Annotated in this window: 19 protein-coding genes; 10 read left to right on the top strand and 9 right to left on the bottom strand. The window is 62.7% G+C overall.

What is annotated here, in order from left to right:
* Window positions 1-82: 82 nt before the first annotated feature.
* Window positions 83-1345, bottom strand: coding sequence for a glycoside hydrolase family 16 protein (locus FDP28_RS11310; protein ID WP_144661529.1), 1263 nt, complete (start codon window positions 1343-1345; stop codon window positions 83-85).
* 296 nt (window positions 1346-1641) lie between these two features.
* Here FDP28_RS11310 and FDP28_RS11305 point away from each other — a divergent pair, with 296 nt between their 5' ends.
* From FDP28_RS11305 to FDP28_RS11295, 3 genes are read left to right on the top strand one after another with little or no spacing between them, the layout of a single operon-like run.
* Window positions 1642-3537: a glycosyltransferase family 2 protein gene (locus tag FDP28_RS11305; protein WP_144661528.1), complete on the top strand. Its 1896-nt coding sequence runs from the start codon at window positions 1642-1644 to the stop codon at window positions 3535-3537.
* Window positions 3538-3591: 54 nt separating this feature from the next.
* Window positions 3592-4029, top strand: coding sequence for an STAS domain-containing protein (locus FDP28_RS11300; protein WP_144661527.1), 438 nt, complete (start codon window positions 3592-3594; stop codon window positions 4027-4029).
* A 1-nt stretch (window position 4030) separates the two neighbouring features.
* Complete coding sequence (locus FDP28_RS11295; protein ID WP_260842436.1) at window positions 4031-5290, top strand: glycoside hydrolase family 26 protein; 1260 nt, start codon at window positions 4031-4033, stop codon at window positions 5288-5290.
* On the opposite strand, the gene FDP28_RS11290 is transcribed toward FDP28_RS11295, so the two are convergent.
* Window positions 5287-6321, bottom strand: a complete 1035-nt coding sequence (locus tag FDP28_RS11290) for a LacI family DNA-binding transcriptional regulator (RefSeq protein ID WP_144661526.1) — start codon at window positions 6319-6321, stop codon at window positions 5287-5289. The genes FDP28_RS11295 and FDP28_RS11290 overlap by 4 nt on opposite strands.
* A gap of 315 nt (window positions 6322-6636) precedes the next feature.
* Between FDP28_RS11290 and FDP28_RS11285 the strand changes: the two genes are divergently transcribed.
* The 3 genes from FDP28_RS11285 (at window position 6637) to FDP28_RS11275 (ending at window position 9901) form a co-directional block, all read left to right on the top strand.
* Window positions 6637-7950, top strand: coding sequence for an ABC transporter substrate-binding protein (locus FDP28_RS11285; protein ID WP_144661525.1), 1314 nt, complete (start codon window positions 6637-6639; stop codon window positions 7948-7950).
* Window positions 7951-8031: 81 nt separating this feature from the next.
* Window positions 8032-8973 (top strand): carbohydrate ABC transporter permease, encoded by a 942-nt coding sequence (locus tag FDP28_RS11280; RefSeq protein ID WP_144661524.1) that lies wholly within the window; start codon window positions 8032-8034, stop codon window positions 8971-8973.
* Window positions 8957-9901 (top strand): carbohydrate ABC transporter permease, encoded by a 945-nt coding sequence (locus FDP28_RS11275; protein WP_260842434.1) that lies wholly within the window; start codon window positions 8957-8959, stop codon window positions 9899-9901. Before FDP28_RS11280 ends, FDP28_RS11275 begins: the two co-directional genes overlap by 17 nt.
* 2 nt (window positions 9902-9903) lie before the next feature.
* Here the strand turns inward: FDP28_RS11275 and yczE are convergent, their stop codons facing one another.
* Window positions 9904-10533, bottom strand: a complete 630-nt coding sequence (yczE, locus tag FDP28_RS11270) for a membrane protein YczE (protein ID WP_144661523.1) — start codon at window positions 10531-10533, stop codon at window positions 9904-9906.
* A gap of 61 nt (window positions 10534-10594) precedes the next feature.
* On the opposite strand from yczE, the gene yczR reads away from it, so the two are divergent.
* Window positions 10595-12043, top strand: coding sequence for a MocR-like transcription factor YczR (gene yczR, locus FDP28_RS11265; protein WP_144661522.1), 1449 nt, complete (start codon window positions 10595-10597; stop codon window positions 12041-12043).
* A gap of 68 nt (window positions 12044-12111) precedes the next feature.
* On the opposite strand, the gene FDP28_RS11260 is transcribed toward yczR, so the two are convergent.
* Window positions 12112-12375, bottom strand: a complete 264-nt coding sequence (locus FDP28_RS11260) for a hypothetical protein (RefSeq protein ID WP_144661521.1) — start codon at window positions 12373-12375, stop codon at window positions 12112-12114.
* A gap of 166 nt (window positions 12376-12541) precedes the next feature.
* Window positions 12542-13528, bottom strand: a complete 987-nt coding sequence (locus FDP28_RS11255; RefSeq protein WP_144661520.1) for a quinone oxidoreductase family protein — start codon at window positions 13526-13528, stop codon at window positions 12542-12544.
* A 120-nt stretch (window positions 13529-13648) separates the two neighbouring features.
* On the opposite strand from FDP28_RS11255, the gene FDP28_RS11250 reads away from it, so the two are divergent.
* Window positions 13649-14086 (top strand): MerR family transcriptional regulator, encoded by a 438-nt coding sequence (locus FDP28_RS11250; RefSeq protein WP_222120633.1) that lies wholly within the window; start codon window positions 13649-13651, stop codon window positions 14084-14086.
* On the opposite strand, the gene FDP28_RS11245 is transcribed toward FDP28_RS11250, so the two are convergent.
* Entirely contained in the window at window positions 14083-14586 is a 504-nt protein-coding gene (locus FDP28_RS11245; protein WP_144661519.1) for a DUF4188 domain-containing protein, read from the bottom strand. The genes FDP28_RS11250 and FDP28_RS11245 overlap by 4 nt on opposite strands.
* Before the next feature lie 75 nt (window positions 14587-14661).
* Here FDP28_RS11245 and FDP28_RS11240 point away from each other — a divergent pair, with 75 nt between their 5' ends.
* Window positions 14662-15237, top strand: a complete 576-nt coding sequence (locus FDP28_RS11240; protein ID WP_186313595.1) for a TetR/AcrR family transcriptional regulator — start codon at window positions 14662-14664, stop codon at window positions 15235-15237.
* A 24-nt stretch (window positions 15238-15261) separates the two neighbouring features.
* Here FDP28_RS11240 and FDP28_RS11235 read toward each other — a convergent pair whose 3' ends face one another.
* Entirely contained in the window at window positions 15262-15954 is a 693-nt protein-coding gene (locus FDP28_RS11235) for an SRPBCC family protein (RefSeq protein ID WP_144661518.1), read from the bottom strand.
* Window positions 15947-16597, bottom strand: a complete 651-nt coding sequence (locus FDP28_RS11230) for an ArsR/SmtB family transcription factor (RefSeq protein WP_144661517.1) — start codon at window positions 16595-16597, stop codon at window positions 15947-15949. Before FDP28_RS11230 ends, FDP28_RS11235 begins: the two co-directional genes overlap by 8 nt.
* Before the next feature lie 151 nt (window positions 16598-16748).
* Here FDP28_RS11230 and FDP28_RS11225 point away from each other — a divergent pair, with 151 nt between their 5' ends.
* A complete protein-coding gene (locus FDP28_RS11225; protein ID WP_144661651.1) occupies window positions 16749-17681 on the top strand; it encodes an RluA family pseudouridine synthase in 933 nt (310 codons plus the stop codon).
* Between the two features lie 68 nt (window positions 17682-17749).
* Here FDP28_RS11225 and FDP28_RS11220 read toward each other — a convergent pair whose 3' ends face one another.
* Window positions 17750-18289, bottom strand: a complete 540-nt coding sequence (locus tag FDP28_RS11220; RefSeq protein WP_144661516.1) for an O-acetyl-ADP-ribose deacetylase — start codon at window positions 18287-18289, stop codon at window positions 17750-17752.
* Window positions 18290-18320: the final 31 nt, after the last annotated feature.

Raw genomic sequence — 18320 nt, 5'->3', positions numbered from 1 at the left:
CGACTACTCCAGGAAGCTCCCCAGCCGCCCCAGCAATAGTCGCCGGACCCGCACTTGCTGCGCGCCGCCGTCGGACGTTTTTCTACGCCATCCGCCACCATTTCTGGTTGGCGGAACCGGCGCAATCCCATAATTGCAGACGCGAACCATTCGCGGACCCCCAATCCGCCACATCCACGCATTTGTTGGACTGCGGATTAACCAAATCTCCGGCGGAGGTCAACACGAATTGTTGCGCTGCGTTTCCGTTGCATGTAACCAGTTGGATGCGGGCTCCATTGGCAGTGGAGCCCCATGCCACATCCATGCATTTGCCCAACGATCGAACGGTTCCATTGCTGGCGAAAGTCCATTGCTCCGAGGCAGAGGCGTCGCAATCCCACAATTGCAGTTGGGAACCGTCGACGGCCTGCCGCCCGGCAACGTCGATGCATTTGCCGGCATAGCCCTGGATTCGGACAGAGGCCGGCGTGGCCGGTGACGACGGCGCGGCCCCAAGTTCGTAGACGCGGACGTAGTCCACCAGCAGCGACTGCGGAAACACCGTCCCTGCATCCGGAGAGCCTGGCCAGTAGCCGCCGACGGCGAGATTCAGCAGGAGGAAGAAATCATGGTCGAAGGCCCACACCCCGGAAACCGCGGCAGCGCTCTTTCGTGAGTAGGCAATGCCGTCGATGTACCACGTGATCGAGTCCGGTCCCCAGTCCACGGTGAAGGTGTGGAATGCGTCGGCCAGCGCCTTTCTGTTGGGAAGGGTGTAGCTGCCGTTGGCCGAGTTGGCGCCGGAATAGCCCGGGCCGTGGATGCTGCCCCAGACCGTGCCGGGTTCCTTGCCTACGTTTTCCATGACGTCGATCTCGCCGCTTGTGGGCCAGCCGTCAGTGAAGACGTTGTTACCCAGCATCCAGAACGCGGGCCACATTCCTTGTCCCTTGGGCAGCTTGAGACGGGCTTCGAAACGGCCTTGGGTCCGGCTGAACTTCCCTGCACTTGTAAGGCGCGCGGACGTGTATTGGCATGGTCCGTAGTGGCAGGAGTAGCCCTCGGGATTTTCCCGGCGCGCCGTGATGGCCAGGTTTCCCTTGCCATCCAACGCGGCGTTGCGCGTACTGCCGGTGTAGTACTGCAGCTCTCCGTTGCCCCAGCCCGAACCTCCCGTGTCATGAACCCATTTGCTGTTGTCCGGGGCGGTCCCCGCAGGCCCATTGAACTCATCGCTCCACACCAATGCACCGGCAGCCGGCATGCCGGCGGCGGCCAGCGCCGGAGGCTCAGGAGCGATGAGGGTCGCCACGAGGGTTAATCCGACGATGACCAGCGCCAAGGGCGTGAGTCGTCGCTTCATGAACGCAACTCTGACGGCCCTTTCATACGGAGCGCAAGAGCTTTTGTCGTGACACGCGAAACGTCACTGGAAGGAAATAATCAACGCGAAAGTACTTAGCAATCCCGTAACGGCGACGAAACGCAGGCGGGAGAAAGTGGGATAAGGAACTTCCGTTCGCAACTGAATTCCTTCCGCTGAGCATCGACGATGCATGCTCCAGGCGCGTCAGCCGTGTCCTCCCACATTCGCCGTGAAGGCGTCCGGACACCCTGCCGCGCCTTTGCCTTTTCCCCAGCAGTTACCGGAGGCTAAATATGGGCATTCGCCAGCAAATTTTGGTCAGGATCCTTGCGGTCCTGGTGGTGTCTTTTGGATTGATCTACATCAGTTGGCGTTGGTCAGGGACCGTTGCGTGGGATGCGTGGTGGATCTCCCTGCCGCTTGTCGCCGCTGAGACGTACAGCCTGGGCGAGTCCACGCTGTACGCGGTCGCCATGTGGAATGCACGACGGCGGCCACCGCCCCCGCCTGCCCTGCCGGGCAGGACCGTGGACGTGTTCATAGCCACCTACAACGAACCGCTCGAGCTCGTCCTCAAGACCGCCATCGCGGCACGGGACATGGAGTACCCACACGAAACCTGGATCCTGGATGACGGGAACCGCAGCGCCTTTGCGAGCGCAGCCCGGCAGATCGGCGTCGGCTATATCACCCGGGGTCCCGAGTGGGACGGCCGGCAGCGCTTCGCCAAGGCCGGCAACGTCAACAACGCCCTGTCCACGACCACGGGTGAATTCGTGGCCATCCTGGACGCGGACCAGGTTCCGGAGCCCCGGTTCCTTGACCGCGTCCTGGGCTACTTTGATGCCGAGGAAGTGGCCTTCGTACAGACCCCGCAACATTTCTGGAATGTACCGGACCGTGATCCCCTGGGCAGCCAGGCCGAGCTGTTCTATGGACCCATCCAGCAGGGCAAGGATGGGTGGGACGCTGCGTTCTTCTGTGGCTCGAATGCTGTCCTGCGCAGGGAGGCCCTCATGGCCCTGGGCCTGACGCGCTACACCCGGACAGCCACCGAACACACCTGGAGTGCATTGCGCCGGGGCCGCTCGCGTTTGCAGGATCTCCTGGGTGAGCTGGGCCGTCGGCATCCGAATGCGATGCCGGTGGTTGAGCAGGCGTTGGAGGCGATCAGCCGTGCGGAACAGCAGCTTCGCCGCGGTGAAGTCCTCGCCGAGATCACCTTCGAGCTCAGGGTCTCGTTCCATACTGCGGCGTTGGCTGTTCCGGATGCCATGGACGACGTCGTGCCGGAGCTTGATGCGGTCCTCGAATCGGTGGACGTCGCCCACACCGACCAGGCATTGGCCATCCACCCGATGGATACCACCACCATTACGGAGGACATGGCCACGGCCATGCACCTTCACGCCATGGGTTGGGGCAGCGTGTACCACCACGAGGTCCTAGTCCACGGGCTGGCCCCGGAAGACGTGTCCACCATGCTCTCGCAGCGGCGCCGTTGGGCAGCCGGAACCATGCAAGTGTTTTTCAACGACAACCCGTTGTTCCTTCGCGGGCTGACGCTGGCACAACGGCTTATGTACTTGGGCACCATGACCAGCTACCTCAATGGCTTCGCGGCCCTGAGCTATATCGCGGCACCGGTAGTGTTCCTGCTTGCCGGCGTCTATCCCCTGACGGCAAGTCCTGTGGTGTTCTTCTGCCTGTTCCTGCCGTTCTTTGTTTCATGCCAGCTCTTGTTCCACGTTGCCGGCAAAGGGTCCCGGGGTCTGTGGCGCGGCCAGCAGTGGTCCTTCGCCCTGTTTCCCACCTGGATTGCTGCCACCTGCTCGGGTGCTGCGGCAGTGTTCCTGGGCAAGCATTTGACGTTCTCTGTCACGGCCAAGAGCAAGCAGGCAGCGGGCCACGGCTTCCGCCATGTCCGGCTCCAACTGGTGGCGATGGCCATCCTCATTATCTCCTCCGCGGTGGGCATAGCCCGTGCAGCTACTGCGGCGGCACCGCTTTATCCCACGCTCATCACCCTCGCTTGGGTTGCCCTGGACCTTGCCCTGCTCAGCGTGGTCATCGGGGCCGCCCGGTACCGCGGACCGGGAGAGGAAGAAGTAGATCCGATGCCCGTGCCCGACGAACTCGCCAGCCTCCTGGGCACAGATTCGCTCGCCCCGCCTGCCACCAGGCGCTGACCAGACAAACCCACAAATAAACGCCGTTCCATCCCCCAGCAAGGAGCGACCATCATGTCCACGCTTTCCCATGTCCCACACGCCACGCCAACATCACTGAAATCATTCGACCTGATCCTCGATGGCGCCTTGGACGCAGCAACGGTCCTCGCCATCCGGCACGACTCCGCCAACGCCGCAACCGACGGGCCCATCCTGGTCCTGTTGGACGTGACCGCAGTGACGGCGGTTGGCGCTTCCGGCGTCGTCGGGCTTTTGGAGGTGTTGCACCTCCTGCGCGCCCGCGGCGGAGATTTGCGCCTCTTCGGCAGCTCCGCGGCGCTGGAAGACACCCGCCTTCAGGCCCATCTTGGGCAGGTCGCCCGCATCTACGAAAGCCGGGAAGAAGCCGTCGACGGCGGCTGCACACCAGTGCGGGCACGTCACCTGACGCCCCGGTTCGGTGCGCGCAACCTCTTCGCGCGGCGGCATCGCACCTTTGGTTGGGGCTGACATGGCCCGGACATCCACAATGATGCCGAACCCGTCCCGGCAGAAAGCGACGCCTCCCACCTTCGCCGGCCATCCCAACCGCAAACGCCGACGCGCGAGCCTGCTGGTCCCTTTGCTCGTGACAGCCCTGGCGGCTACCGGGCTGGGCTTCGCCTCCAAGGAAGTAGTCCCGATCGTCCAGGCACTATCGCTGTGCAAAGCCGGTGATGCGGCAGCGATCATACCCAAAGACGGCGTACTCATGGGGGTAAACCTGGACTGGCACTCCGAAACCCTTGCCGAGCACACACAGAATCTGGGGCACAATCCCGCGGTGGTGGTGCAGTTCTCCGACATCCCCTACGACGACGAAACGTGGTCGCACACCACCAACGCCGTCACCCAGGTCCGTGCCGCGGGCGGCGTGCTGCTCCTGACGCTTGAGCCGCACGGCGGCTTGGCGACCATGAGCGACGAAGTCATCGACAAGCTGGCCACCGACTTACGCGCCATCAACGATCAGGGGACGCCCGTCGTCGTACGCTTTGCGCACGAGATGAACGGTTCCTGGTATGCCTGGGGCCAGCAGCCAATCCGCTATGTGGAAGTATTCCGCAAGGTGGCCGCTGCAGTGCATACCAAGGCGCCGGGCACCTCCATGATGTGGGCGCCGAACTACGGGGGCGGCTATCCGTTCACCGGCGGGCAGTACGCGGCCCGTCCGGGCTCCCCGGATTTCGCCGTGCTGGACACCGACCACGACGGCACCCTCACCATGGCCGATGACACCTACGCGCCCTACTACCCCGGGGATGACGCAGTGGACTGGGTGGGCGTCTCGCTGTATCACTGGGGGAACCAGCGACCTTGGGGCAATAACGATATCGCCGAGCCCGGAAAATTCCTGGCCATGCTCACGGGAACGTACAACGGCACGGCCGGCAACGACAGTCCGGTGCCCGATTTCTACCAGGTGTACGGCGTCGACCATAACCGTCCGGTGGCCATCCCGGAGACAGCGGCGATCTTCACTCCCGCCCGCAACGGGGCGTCGGAACTGGACGTCAAGCGCACCTGGTGGCGCCAGGTCTTCTCCGCCGAAACCCACCAAAAGTATCCGCAGTTGAAAATGATCAACTGGTTCGAGTGGAAGAAGTATGAGATCGAGATTAACGACGACGTCGACTGGAGGAGCGCAGGATCGCCCGCCATCCGGGACGCACTGGCTCAGGACCTGCCGGATTGGTTGAGGTACGGCGAGGATTTGGAGGCATGCCGCTAGGGGGCTTCCGCGAATCCCGTGGACTCGCGGAGGACGATCCTGAAGCTGGACTTGACGGTTTTGGGTGCGGCTTTGCCGTCCTTTTCCTGGATCCGGTTCACCAACAGGGCCACCGCCGTTTCCGCAATCTCGTCCCTGCCAGGATCAACACTGGTCAGGGAGGGCAGCGAAAAACGGCCTTCATCAAGGTTGTCGAACCCTATGACCGCTACGTCCTCGGGAACCCGCAGGCCGTCTTGGGCCAACGCCCGCAGCGCCCCCAAAGCGAGAGTGTCGTTGAGGGCGAAGACAGCGTCGAAATCCACGTTGCTCGCCCGAAGCCTGCGGATCGCCGCAACACCTGTTTCGCGGATCCACGTGCCACCCCTGACCACAAGCCGGGGATCAATGCCAATTCCTGCATGTTCGAGTGCATGGTGGTAACCGCGCTCGCGAAGGTTCGCCGAACTCGCCTCGTCGGCCGGTTGCTCAGGCGCTCCGATCAGGGCGATCCGGGTCCGGCCAATGCCGAGCAAGTGCTCCACGGCGGCCCGGGCAGAGGAGGTATTGTGCATGGTCACGTGGTCCGTGGGTCCCCCGAAGATCCGTTCACCGAGCAGGACCAAGGGATCGTTGGTGGCCAGAACGTCCACATCCTGCTGGCCGATGGCCGCGGGACTGAAAAGCAGCCCGTCGATGAAGCGCATCTGTCCACCCAAGAGTGTGGCAATCTCCAAGTCCCGATCGCCGTTTGTCTGCTCAATGACCACGCGCAGACCGCGTTTGGCGGCAGCACGGATCACCGAATCGGCGAGTTCGGCGAAGTACATCTCACGGAGCGACGGGACGGCGAGACCGATCACTCCGGTCTTGCCGGAGCGCAGTCCGCGGGCCGAAAGGTTGGGACGGTACCCCATCTCGTCGACGAGGCGCCTGACCCTGAGCCTGGTTTCCGGTCCGACCTTGGGGTTGTCGTTGAGCACATTCGACACCGTCTTGATGGAGACTCCTGCCGCCCGCGCGACGTCATGAATCGTCGGATTCACAGTCATCCGCGTCCTTCCCACCCCGCAGAACCTCCGTCTGGGGCACTGCCTAGATCATAGCTCTGACGCAGTTTCCTTCATTTCCTTGACGGTCCAACGTGGTCCGCTCTAGCATGAGGTTCAACGTTGTACCCAACCAATGATCCTCCCTGCAAAGGTCAAAGCGCTGCCCCGCGAAGCAGCCTGGGACGCCGGAATGCCACGCCACAAGCCGTTACCCGGCCTTCTTTTTTGCATCAAAGGTACAACGTTGTACATTCCTCGACCATGAAAGCGCTGTCGGTTCCTGGTCAAAGGATCATCGATACGAAGGAGTACGGAATGCCGAAGAAACGTCTAAGGGCCGCGGCAGCGATTGCTGCATCAGTCGTGGCCTTGGCCGGCTGCTCGGGCGGAGAAAAAGCCTCGACCAACACCGAAGTTCCCACCGACAAACCCATAACGCTCACCGTCTGGAGTTGGGATGGAACGGTCAAGGAAGCTGTAGCCGGATTCGAAAAGCTTCACCCCAACATCACTGTCAACGTGGTGAACGCGGGATCGTCCACCGATGAGTACACGGCCCTCGACAACGCCATCCAGGCTGGATCAGGTGTTCCCGACATCGCCATGTTCGAGTATTTCTCCCTCCCCCTGTTCGCCATTCCGGGAAAGCTCAGCGACCTGTCTGAGTTCGGAGCCAAGGATCTGGCATCCGACTACGTCCCGGCGGCCTGGGGCAACGTGACAATGGACGGCAAACCTTACGGGCTTCCTTCCGACTACGGCCCGGCCGCAATGTTCTACAACCAGTCGGTGCTTACGCAGGCCGGTGTCACCGCACCTCCGGCGACGTGGGACGAATTCTACGACGCCGCCAAGAAGGTGCGCGCCTTGGGCGGGGACCACTACATCACCAATGACTCCGCAGACATCTTCGTGCTCATGTCATTGATGTGGGAAGGCGGAGGACGTCCCTTCAAGGTCAACGGCACCGATGTCACCATCGACTTCAAAGATCCCGGTAGCAGCCGCGCCGTTGCCTACTGGCAGAAGCTCCTTGACGAAGACCTGGTCAACACCAAGATCACCAACTGGTCGGATGACTGGAACCGTGGTTTGAACGAGGGAACTCTTGCTACTCAGCTGATCGGCGGCTGGTTCACGTCGACGCTTCCTGAACGGGCACCGAAAGCATCAGGCAACTTCCGGGTGGCACCACTCCCGCAGTGGGAGGCAGGCCAGACCTCCGGCGCAGAAAACGGCGGCAGTGCCATGGCGATTCCGGCAGCAGCGCAAAACAAGGCCGCTGCGTACGCCTTCCTCGAGTACTTCACGCACGGCGACGGCCTGCAATCCCGCATTGATGCAGGAGCCTTCGTCCCGAACCTGTCGAACCTGAACAACGACAAATTCCTGAGCACCACCAATCCCTTCTTCGGTGACCAGAAGTACAACCAGGTCCTCGCGGACGCATCGAAGAACGTTGCCACGGGCTGGCAGTACCCTCCGTTCTTCGGATGGGCCCGCACCAGCTACGAGGATGTCTCGGCTCCGCTGTACGACAGCAAGCAAGGAACGCTGGCAGACGTCCTGGAGACGTGGAAACAGCGCAGCATCGAGTACGGCAACGCACAAGGGTTCTCGGTCCATTAGTGGCATCGGTGCCGCGCCGGCTCATGGCGCGGCACCGGACCTGTCCCGTTACACCAGATGAAACATGAAAGCAGGGCCACCATGAGCCGACAGCTGCTCACCCATCAACCATCGGTTTCAGACGTTGCTGCCGATCACCAAACTCTCCGTAAACCTAAACGGAGGCACGTTGGATTGGCATTCATCGCACCCTTCAGTGTGCTGTTCCTCTTTGTCTTCATTGTCCCCATTGGGTACTCGGCCTACATCAGCCTGTTCCAGAACAAACTCATTGGCGGAAAAGTCTTCATCTGGTTCGACAACTACATCAAGCTGTTCCAAGACCCCCAGTTCTACGACGGCGTGATCAGGGTAGTGCTTTTCACTGCCATCCAGGTCCCCATCATGCTGTTCAGCGCGATCGCCCTGGCCCTGGCCATTGACTCCCTGAGGCTCCACGGAACCAGGTTTTTCCGCATCATTGTGTTCCTGCCCTATGCGATACCCGCGATTGTCTCCACTCTGATGTGGGGGTTCATGCTTGGCATTCGTTACGGACTCATTGGGAGCCTCAACAAGGCCGCCGGAACCTCGTTCAATCCGTTCGCGCCGGAAACAACCATGATCTCCATCGGCGTCATGGTCACCTGGGGGTTCACCGGCTACAACATGCTGATCTTCTACGCAGCGCTGCGGGCTGTGCCCCGCGAACTCTACGAGGCAGCGGCAATCGACGGAGCCAGCGAGTTCCAGATCGTGCGGCACATCAAGCTCCCCGCACTGCGAAGTTCACTCATCGTCACCATCATCTTCTCGATCATCGGCACCTTCCAGCTCTTCAACGAGCCCAACATCCTCACCACGCTCGTGTCGAACAGCGGAATAACGTCCTACTACACGCCGAACATGTACGCCTACAGCCTTGCTTTTACCGGTTCCCAGCAGGGATATGCGGCGGCGCTTGCCCTGGTCATGGCTGTCTTCACCATCGCCATTGCCTACGCAGTTCAAATCAAGGGAATGAAGAATGCCTTCAACAAGTAGCCCCACTGCATCAGCCACCAGAACCGCACAAGCGGCGCCGGGACTTCCCACGGAACGGCCACGCAAGCTCTACACCCTGGCGAACCCCCGCAAGAGCCTGACGCTGACGCTCGTGACAGGGCTGTTTGCGTTGTACTGCATCGTTCCCATGGCCTGGCTGGTCATTAACGCGAGCAAAACGCAGCAGGATTTCGTGTCCACCTTCGGACTTGGCTTTGGCGGCCGGTTCGCGCTGTGGGACAACGTAGTCCAGGTCTTCACGTTCCAGGACGGGATCTTCTCCCGCTGGCTTCTCAACACCGTCTTGTACGTCGTGGTGGGAGCAGTAGTGTCCACGTTCCTCGCAGCGATGGGTGGTTATGCTCTGGCCAAGCACGACTTCGTTGGCAGGCGCACCTTCCTGCTCATCGTGCTCGGATCCATTTCCGTTCCGGGCATCGCCCTGGCCATTCCACAGTTCCTGCTGTTCGCCCAACTCGGGATCACCAATACTCCGTGGGCGGTCCTCATCCCGTCTTTCATCAATCCCTTTGGGCTCTACCTCATGTGGGTATTTTCCGATCAGGCCGTGCCTACGGGATTGATCGAGGCGGCACGCATTGATGGTGCCGGCGAACTGCGCATCTTCCTGCGGATCGCTTTTCCTTTGTTGGCCCCGGCCACAGTGACAGTGCTGCTGTTCTCCTTCGTATCCATCTGGAACAACTACTTCCTGCCACTGATCATGTTGAAGGACCCGACCTGGTATCCACTGACGATCGGCATCAACCAGTGGAACAAGCTCGGCTCCACGGCCGGAAACGGTGAGCTTATCCAGAACCTGGTGATTACAGGCTCGCTGCTGATGATCATCCCGCTGATTATCGCTTTCCTCAGCTTGCAGCGTTACTGGCAGTCCGGCCTCTCGATGGGTGCCATCAAGGACTAGGTTCAGGCAGCGGTTGCGGCCTCCACGGCTTCCGTGGGGGCCGTTGCCTTTGCCCGCTCGGGCACCATGAACCTTGGCAGGAGCACTTGCACGATCGGGCCAATTGCCAGTGCGTACACCACAGTCCCGACGCCAACAGAACCGCCCAGCAGGAAGCCAACAGCAAGGACAACCACTTCAATCCCGGTGCGGACCAGCCGCACCGACCATCCGGTACGCCGGACAAGGCCTGTCATGAGGCCATCGCGGGCGCCGGGGCCAAGCCGGGCACCGATGTAGCAGGCCGAAGCGATGCCGTTAAGGATTACTGCGCCAGCCAGCATCGCGATCTGCCCACCGAGATGCGAAAACTCCGGGATGAGCCACAGGCCAAGGTCCGCGAAGAGGCCCACCAGAACAGCATTGGCAATGGTTCCTACACCCGGCATCTGCCGGAGGGGAATCCAGAGCAGCAGCACCAGGAAGCTGACCGCGATGACCACGACGCCAATGCTGTAGCCGGTCTTGCCGGCCAGGCCCTGGTGGAAAACGTCCCAGGGGTCCAAACCGAGACCGGCCCGGATGAACATGGCCACGGAGATTCCGTACATTGCCAGGCCGATCAGGAGTTGCGTGATTCTGCGGGTCATCATGATGTCCATCGTCCAGCAAAACTGGCCTTGTATTCCATAGCCAGTTTGGAATACTGGTCTGATGGCCCCGTCACTGAATCCCACCGCACTCCTTCGCCTTCTGGGCCACTGGAACACCGGCGCCCTGCCCGCGTACCGTGAGCTTGCCGACGTCGTGCGTTTGCTGGTGATGGACGGCCGCATCCCGTTGGACGTGGCGCTGCCCAGCGAGCGAGCACTTGCACAGTCACTGGGCGTCAGCCGGACGACCGTCACGGCGGCGTATGCGAGCCTCCGCGAGCAAGGTTTCCTCACAGCGGGTCAAGGCAGCCGCGGGCGGACCTGCATCCCCCACCGCACCGCCCCTGCCAGCATGCCCGGCCTGGCCGCACCGGAAGGGCTCCTGGATCTGGCCTACGCCTCCTTGCCCGCGGCCGGTGAAGCAGTCCACCGCTCGTTCGCGGACGCGCTCACCGAACTTCCAGCGCTCCTGCCGGGGTTCGGGTACGACGCCGTGGGCGTCACTGCCTTGCGCGAAGCGATCGCGGACAGGTACACGGCCGACGGCGTGCCAACCACACCCGGGCAAATCCTGGTCACGTCCGGGGCGCAGCACGCGCTCAACATCGTGCTGCGGACTCTGGCCGGCAAGCAGGACCGGGTCATGGTGGAACACCCCACGTATCCCAACGCACTGGACGCCATTCGCGCTGCGGGATGCCGGATCCTGCCCGTGGCCCTGCCGCCGGACACCTCTCCCGCCTGGGACATCGACGCGATGGTGGCAGCCATGAGCCAACAGCGGCCCGCTATGGCCTACCTGGTTCCGGACTTCCACAACCCGACGGGGCGCATCATGTCCGACCTCCAGCGGCGGAGGTTGGCACGCGCGGCCGCAGCCGCGGGCACCGTGCTGGTGGTCGACGAAACGCTGCGTGGCGTGAATCTCGACGGCGTCCGCACCTCCCCGATGGCGGCGTTCAGTTCCGCCGTGGTTTCGATCGGGTCGCTGAGCAAGTCCCACTGGGCCGGCCTGAGGACCGGTTGGATACGCGCGGACGAGGCACTGATCCCGCGGCTGATCGCGACGAGAACCGTCATGGACCTGGGTGGACCCGTCGTGGAGCAGCTGGCCGCAGCGCGCCTGATCAGGTCGTTTTCCGAACCCCTTGAAGCCCGCCTTGGAGAGCTCCGCCGCAACCGGGAGTCGTTGCTGGGCCTGCTGGAGCAACACCTGCCGGAGTGGGACGTGGAAAGGCCGCAAGGTGGCCTGACCGTGTGGTGCCGGCTGCCGAGCCCTTGCAGCACAGCCCTCACGGTGCTGGCCCCCGATTTCGGCGTGCGCTTGGCAGCGGGTCCGCGCTTCGGCGTGGGCGGGGCGTTCGAGCACTACCTCCGCGTCCCGTTCACACTGGCCCCTGAGCAACTCGAGGTTGCCGTCCTGGCCTTGCGTGCGGCACAAGAGAAGCTCGACAGTTCTCCCCAGCTGCGCCGGACCCTCAAACCCGGGCGCCCGGCCGCCGTCGCCTAGCGTATGAACAGGTCAGGGAGGGCACCCGCAGTCAGGGTGACCACCCTGACCTGCCGCCAGTTGGCTTACTACTTTCGTGAATAGAGGATGATCCCCATGTAGCCGCCGCCAGCGGCTGCAGAGACACCGGAGCAGTTCGTCATTTCGACCTTGTTGCCACGCCGCAACAGGTCAACGACTTTGGCATTTACGCTACTCCAGCAGGCCGAGGAGGTACTCTGCCTGGTCTGCCACATAGACGAAGCGTTGGCTGAGGCTGCGGCACTCAAGCCTGCCCCTGTGGCAAGTCCCAGCGCCACAACGGTTGCGGTCAAGGATTTTTTGAAGCTCATATTCACTCCTGAAACGGTTTGTATGATTGTGCAATTGCCTGGGATTTGAACCGAGGGCAAACTCGGCGACGATGTTGCCCTCTTTTGGACGCTTCCCCGACTGTAAGGCGGACCACCCTCGGGTCAAATGGGTAGAACTCCCCCAAGGCCAAGGGTTCCTAAAGGTCTAAGGCACGATCTCAGCAAGTGGGTCAATCGCCATGCGGACGGCGAGTTTCCCGGTGGTATCGCCGCGCTCCAAGGCGGCCAGGAGATCAGGAATCTCATTGATCCCGCCCACTCGTGTCAGATCAACCCGCACGTCGCCCCTGGCTACGGCTTCGAGGGCCCACCGGAGTGAGGCAGCCCCTTCCCCAGGCCGATCGGCGAGCCATCCTCCGACGTTGAACCCCGCAGTTGTTTTGTTTTCGAGCCAGTGGGCCATGGAACTTAGGGCAACGTCGTTGGCTTGGGACGCGTTCCCGACACGGACCAAGCGTCCTCCTCCGCGGAGAACGCGGAACCCCGTCTCCGTAGCCGCGCCACCGACGGGATCTATAACAACGTCGTAAGTATCAGCCTGAATTGCCGCCAGTTCACTGCGCAGGTAGCTCTGGTCGTAGCCAAGCTCGCGTGCGATGCCTTGCTTGGCCGATGTACCAACAACGGCGTCGACACGGCCAGCGCCCAGTGCACGGGCGACCTGCGCGAATTGAGATCCCAAACCGCCAACGCCGGCGTGAATGAGCAAACTCTCGCCAGGAGAGAACCTGGAAACTGTAGTGAGAGCGAGGTGGGCAGTGACAGTGTTTATCGGGATCACTGATGCCAGGTCGATGCTGAGTCCCGGAGGGATGGCCGCAACCAGCGTCGCCGGCGTGCAGGCGATTTCAGCGAATCCACCCGCCCCGGGGAGCAAAGCCGCAACCTTTTGACCAACGGCAAAGCCAGTGACGCCGCCACCGAGGGCCCGGACCGTTCCCGAGACCTCAAGGCCGGGCACGAATCCGGCATTCGACGGTATGACGCCCGAGACCCAGAAGGCATCGATGAGTCCGACACCCGCGTATTTCACGTCGATGCTTACTTGGCCCTTGTCTGGTTCAGGCGCCGGAAGGTCGTCTGCAGTGAGGCCACCGAAGCCGTTTTGATGTGTGAGCACAAGTGCACGCATTGTTCTCCTGAAAGTCGTTGGTGGAGGTGGCTTATGACTCTAGAAGTTGGAGTGCACTCCAGCGCAAGCCGCCGCGATGACGTTCATGTGAACCTAACGCCGGGAACTAGACTCAACGTCATGAGTGTCGAAAAGGAGCTCGGGATCGCTGAGATGGCATTGCTGGCAGGTCTCAGTACGGATACCCTCCGCTGGTATGAACGTGAAGGGATCCTGCCAACGGTGGGCCGGGGTTCTTCAGGTCGACGTCGGTACACGCCGCAGGAGCGTGATCTCGTGCTGCTACTGACATCACTCCGCGACACCGGCATGCCGGCGTCCATGATGAAAACCTTCGTGGAGCTGCTCATGGAAGGGGCCGCGAGCCACGGCCGCAGAATCGACCTGCTGGAGCAGGCCGGAGAATTGCTGAAGGAACGCCGCCGCAGGATTGACCAAGCTGAGGCTGCGTTGGAAACCAAGATCCAGCACTACCAGGAGCTGATCGCTGCAGGTCTTGACTGCGATGGAGCGCCGGTGGCAGATGACATTCGAGCCGTTCAATCAGCCAGGGGCTAGTGAACAGCATCGGATTGGCGCTCCGCTGAACGCATCCGTTGCTTTGCGGTGTTGGTGCCCGGGCCAACCGGAACATGCGATGTCGCCTTCGCCAGCCCGAAAGCCGGCATGCCGTTGTACACCACTTCAATGCCCGACGCCGGCACCTGGTACGTTTCGTGCCAGACGCCCACATCGCCGCTGCCTGCGATCTCCTTCATGAACTTCCGCCACGGCCCAAGGTGGGGCGAATCCCGGTCCGCGGCAAATCGCCTCAAGTGCTCCGGGCTTTCCCAATAGCTCACGATGATGGTGGTGCGCCCGAACCACTGCTCACTGCCGAGCAGTCCCGCGTCGGGATTAGCGGCCAGGTGCTGCATCATGGCGGGCATGGCCGAGGCGACTTGGGCCACGCGGCCAATCTTCCACCACCTGTTGGCCCGCATACCGATGAGGAACACGGTCACTTCGCTGCGCCCGACCTCCGCCGTAAAGCGGCCGGGGAAGATTTCCTGTGCCATGGCAATCCTTTTCTTGTGGATGTAACCCAGTTTCATAACGCCGTTATGAAACTGGGTTATGAAACAATGTGAGGCATGGCAAGACCCATCGTCCACGATCACTTGGTCCAGCAACGGCTGCTGGCAGTCACCGCCGATCTCGTAGACCGGGACGGCCCTGCCCGGGTTACCTTGCGCGACGTCGCATCCGCCGCGGAAACCTCGACGTCGGCCATCTACTCGCTCTTCGGCGGCAAGGCCCAGCTGTTGACGGCGGCCATCGACGACGGCTTCCGCTCGTTCGGCGAATCCCAGCGGGAGGCGGCGGTCGGCGGACTGCCTAACCTCGGTCGGGCTTATCGCACCTGGGCCTTGGAGCATCCGGCGCTGTACCGGCTCATGTTCGGCGGCGCACTGGCGTCCTATGTCGAGTGCAGCCCGACGCCGGATGTCGCCTCCGACTCGATGCTCCCCCTTGTTGAGGCGGTCACCTCAGCGCAGGACGCCGGCAGGCTGCGGGCCGGCGTCCCCATGGTGGTCGCGATGGCCATCTGGGGCCAGGTCCACGGCCTGGTGAGCCTGGAGTTGGCCCAGATGAACCAGCCGGACACGGACTGGGCGGCCATCTACGACGCCGCCCTGGAAGGAGTCGCCCGAGCCTGGGCTCCCTGAGGAACCCAGGCTCGGGACCCTGACTTACGCGTACACCTTCTCCAGGAACGCACCCCAGCTTTTCGCAGTCAGCTCGGAGTCTCCTGAACCACTGAAGTCGTGCACGGTCATCCCCACCGGAGCGCCAAAGACATTGCGGCCGAAGAACCGGTACATCGCATCCGCGGTCCGCAAGCCAAGGAAGTTCTCATCCGAGAAGTCCACTTCACCACTCAGCCGCCCAACGCCGTCGAGCTCCAGGTCGACAGCAGTCCCGGCAGTGGTTCCATCAACCCCCAAAGCCTTCTTCAGCTGAACGAAACCATCGGGCGTCTGCGATGACGCCGGCGCCTGGACATCCGTGAAGACTACTGGCCGGCCATCAAAGAACTCCAGGTACTGGCCGAGCGTGTGCAGGTAGAAGCGGGTGTGCTTACTGGCGCCGTCGTACTGCTCGTCCCAGTTGTCGGCGAAGATTCCGCTGTGCACGTAGTGCAGCTTGGCCCGTCCACCTTCGAGCGGTTCAAGGACATGCTCTAGCTGGTTGAACCAGCCGTCGGGGCCGTCCATGCGCGACACCAAATGCGTGGGGTACTCTTCCACCGTCCGCACGGCGGGCCACTGGTCCGTGGGGAACATCCAGGCCGGCGTGTCTGCGGTGACGGCGTTCCACACGCGCTCGGGGGTGCCGGGCAGCTCGGTATCGGCCACGATTTCGAATTTCCGGTTGTCAGTCATTGCTTAGGTCCTTGTCTGCTGATGGTTCCCCTGCGGGAGCGGTTTGCGGTGTGGTTTTCAGTGCGGGATGAAGGACGACGACGAGCCGGTGCTTGCGTCCGCCACCCGCCTGGGCGGCAGGACCGACGTCGTGGTATTTATCCACCAGGCGCGTCACCGCCACCCCGAGTTCCTCTGCGAACGCGGCGCGTTCCGCGGCAGAGCGGAAGGTGATCTCGCCGTCGATCGCGAAGCTCGCCAGCTTCTTCTTGGCTGCGGCAGCGCCGGAAATGAGCTTGCCCATCTCCTGGACAGTGCGTGAAGCGAGCGCCAGCAGCCAGAACGCGGAGAAGCGGTCCGCGAAACGCCGCGGATCCGGCGCAACGGAGGCCAGCGCCGTCGGCGAGATCAGGTAGGACGCCGCCGTCGCACGCAGTACGCGCTCGGTGACGTTGCCCTTGCGGCGCTCCTCCACCAGTTCCACCAAGCCATGACGCTCCAGGGCCTTGAGGTGGTAGTTCACTTTCTGGCGCGGCAGGCCGACCTTGGCGGCCAACTGGGTGGCCGACGCCGGTTCCACCAGTTCCTGGAGGATGCGTGTCCGGATGGGGTCCAGCGAAGCTTCCGCTGCTGCCGCGTCCTCGATCACTTCGATGTCCAACATGCTTCAAGTATGCCTACCGACAATTTTTCTTGTCAAGAACTTTTTTGTGTTCGGAACTTCCTCCCGTTGCGGGGCCCGCTCTGCGCCCTTCGAGCCTCGAATATTGCGTAGAGCGGGCCTCGCAACGACAGCAAAGTAGAATTGTCCGGTGATGCAATCCCCCCTCCCCGTACGCGACGGCGTGAACGCCACCCGCCTCCGCCTCCCGGACGAGGGCCCTTGGGACACCGCAATGGACTACATGATGCATCGCTGGGGACACATCGACCCCCAAGGCATCGAGGATCGCTTCGACGCCGGCGAAATCGTGGGCGAAGGCGGCGTACCCCTGACGCGGACCACCAAGCTGGAGGACCACACCTTCATCTGGTACTACCGCACCCTGCCCCCGGAAACCCGTTTGCCGGTGGAAATCACCATCCTCCACCAGGACGAGCACATCCTGGTGGTGGACAAGCCGCACTTCCTGCCCACCACCCCGGGCGGCACCTACATCCAGGAATCCGCGCTGGTCCGGCTCCGGAACCAGCTGGATCTGCCGGACCTCATCCCCATGCACCGCTTGGACCGGATGACCGCCGGCCTGCTGCTCCTCTCCACCAACCCGGAGACGCGGGGCAAATACCAGGTGCTCTTCGAAAAGCGCCAGGTCCAGAAGGAATACGAGTGTGTGTCCGCCGCGACGCCCGCCGCCGGTTATCCCGACGTCGAATTCCCCGCCACCGTCCGCAACCGCATGACCAAGTCGCGCAGCTACCTGCTGGCCGAAGTCATCGACGGCGAACCGAACGCGGAAACGCGGATCGAGCAAGTAAAAACGTTCGACGCCGGCACTCAGCGGCGCGCGCTCTACCGGCTGGAACCCCACACCGGCAAGACGCACCAGCTGCGGGTGCACATGGCCTCACTCGGCCTGGGAATCGTCAACGACGCCTTCTACCCGGAGCTGCTGGACAAGGCGCCTGACGACTACAGCAAGCCGCTCCAACTCCTGGCCCGCGGGATCACGTTCGTGGACCCCATCACCAAGAAGCCCGTGGAATACCGGAGCCAACTCGAACTCAGCGAAGCCCACCCCTCCTAAAGCAACGCGGGGTCACTTATGGCCCATGATTGCCCCCAACACGGGCCATAAGTGACCCCGCGTTGCTTTCAACGGTCAAAGGCTGAGCGGAAGACCGCCGTCGTGTCCTCCGAGAACAGCACGAACTCCACCAACTCCAGCGGGCTGTCCCCCGTATCGCCTGCCGGAGCAGACGACGCAAACCGATCAACGGCGTCGAGCGCTATCTCCGCAACTTGGCGGGCGTCCCAACCGTAAATTCCGGCACTGACCGCAGGAAAGGCGATCGACCGGGCACCCAGTCCGGCAGCCACCACCAGGCTCTCGCGGAAGCAGGAGCCCAGCAGCGCCGGGTCGGTCTGCCCGGCGTGCCGGTTCGGCCCCACCGTGTGGATCACCCACTGCGCCGGGAGCCTGAAACCTGGCGTCGCGACGGCGGCCCCCACCTGCAGTCCGCCGGGCAATTGGGTGCGGCGCAATTCGCGGCAAGCCTCCAAGAGCTCCGGTCCGGCGGCCCGGTGGATGGCGCCATCCACTCCCCCGCCGCCGAGCAGCGATGAATTGGCCGCATTGACGATTGCGTCCACTGAACGGGTGGTGATGTCCCCCTGCAGGATGTCGATGCGCATGCCCACAGTCTCGCGTCCGAGCGGTGGACCC

The sequence above is a fragment of the Paenarthrobacter nicotinovorans genome (genome assembly GCF_007670255.1).
In the GTDB taxonomy this organism is placed as follows: Bacteria; Actinomycetota; Actinomycetes; order Actinomycetales; family Micrococcaceae; genus Arthrobacter; species Arthrobacter nicotinovorans_B.
This window is presented reverse-complemented; position numbering and strand designations above follow the sequence as displayed.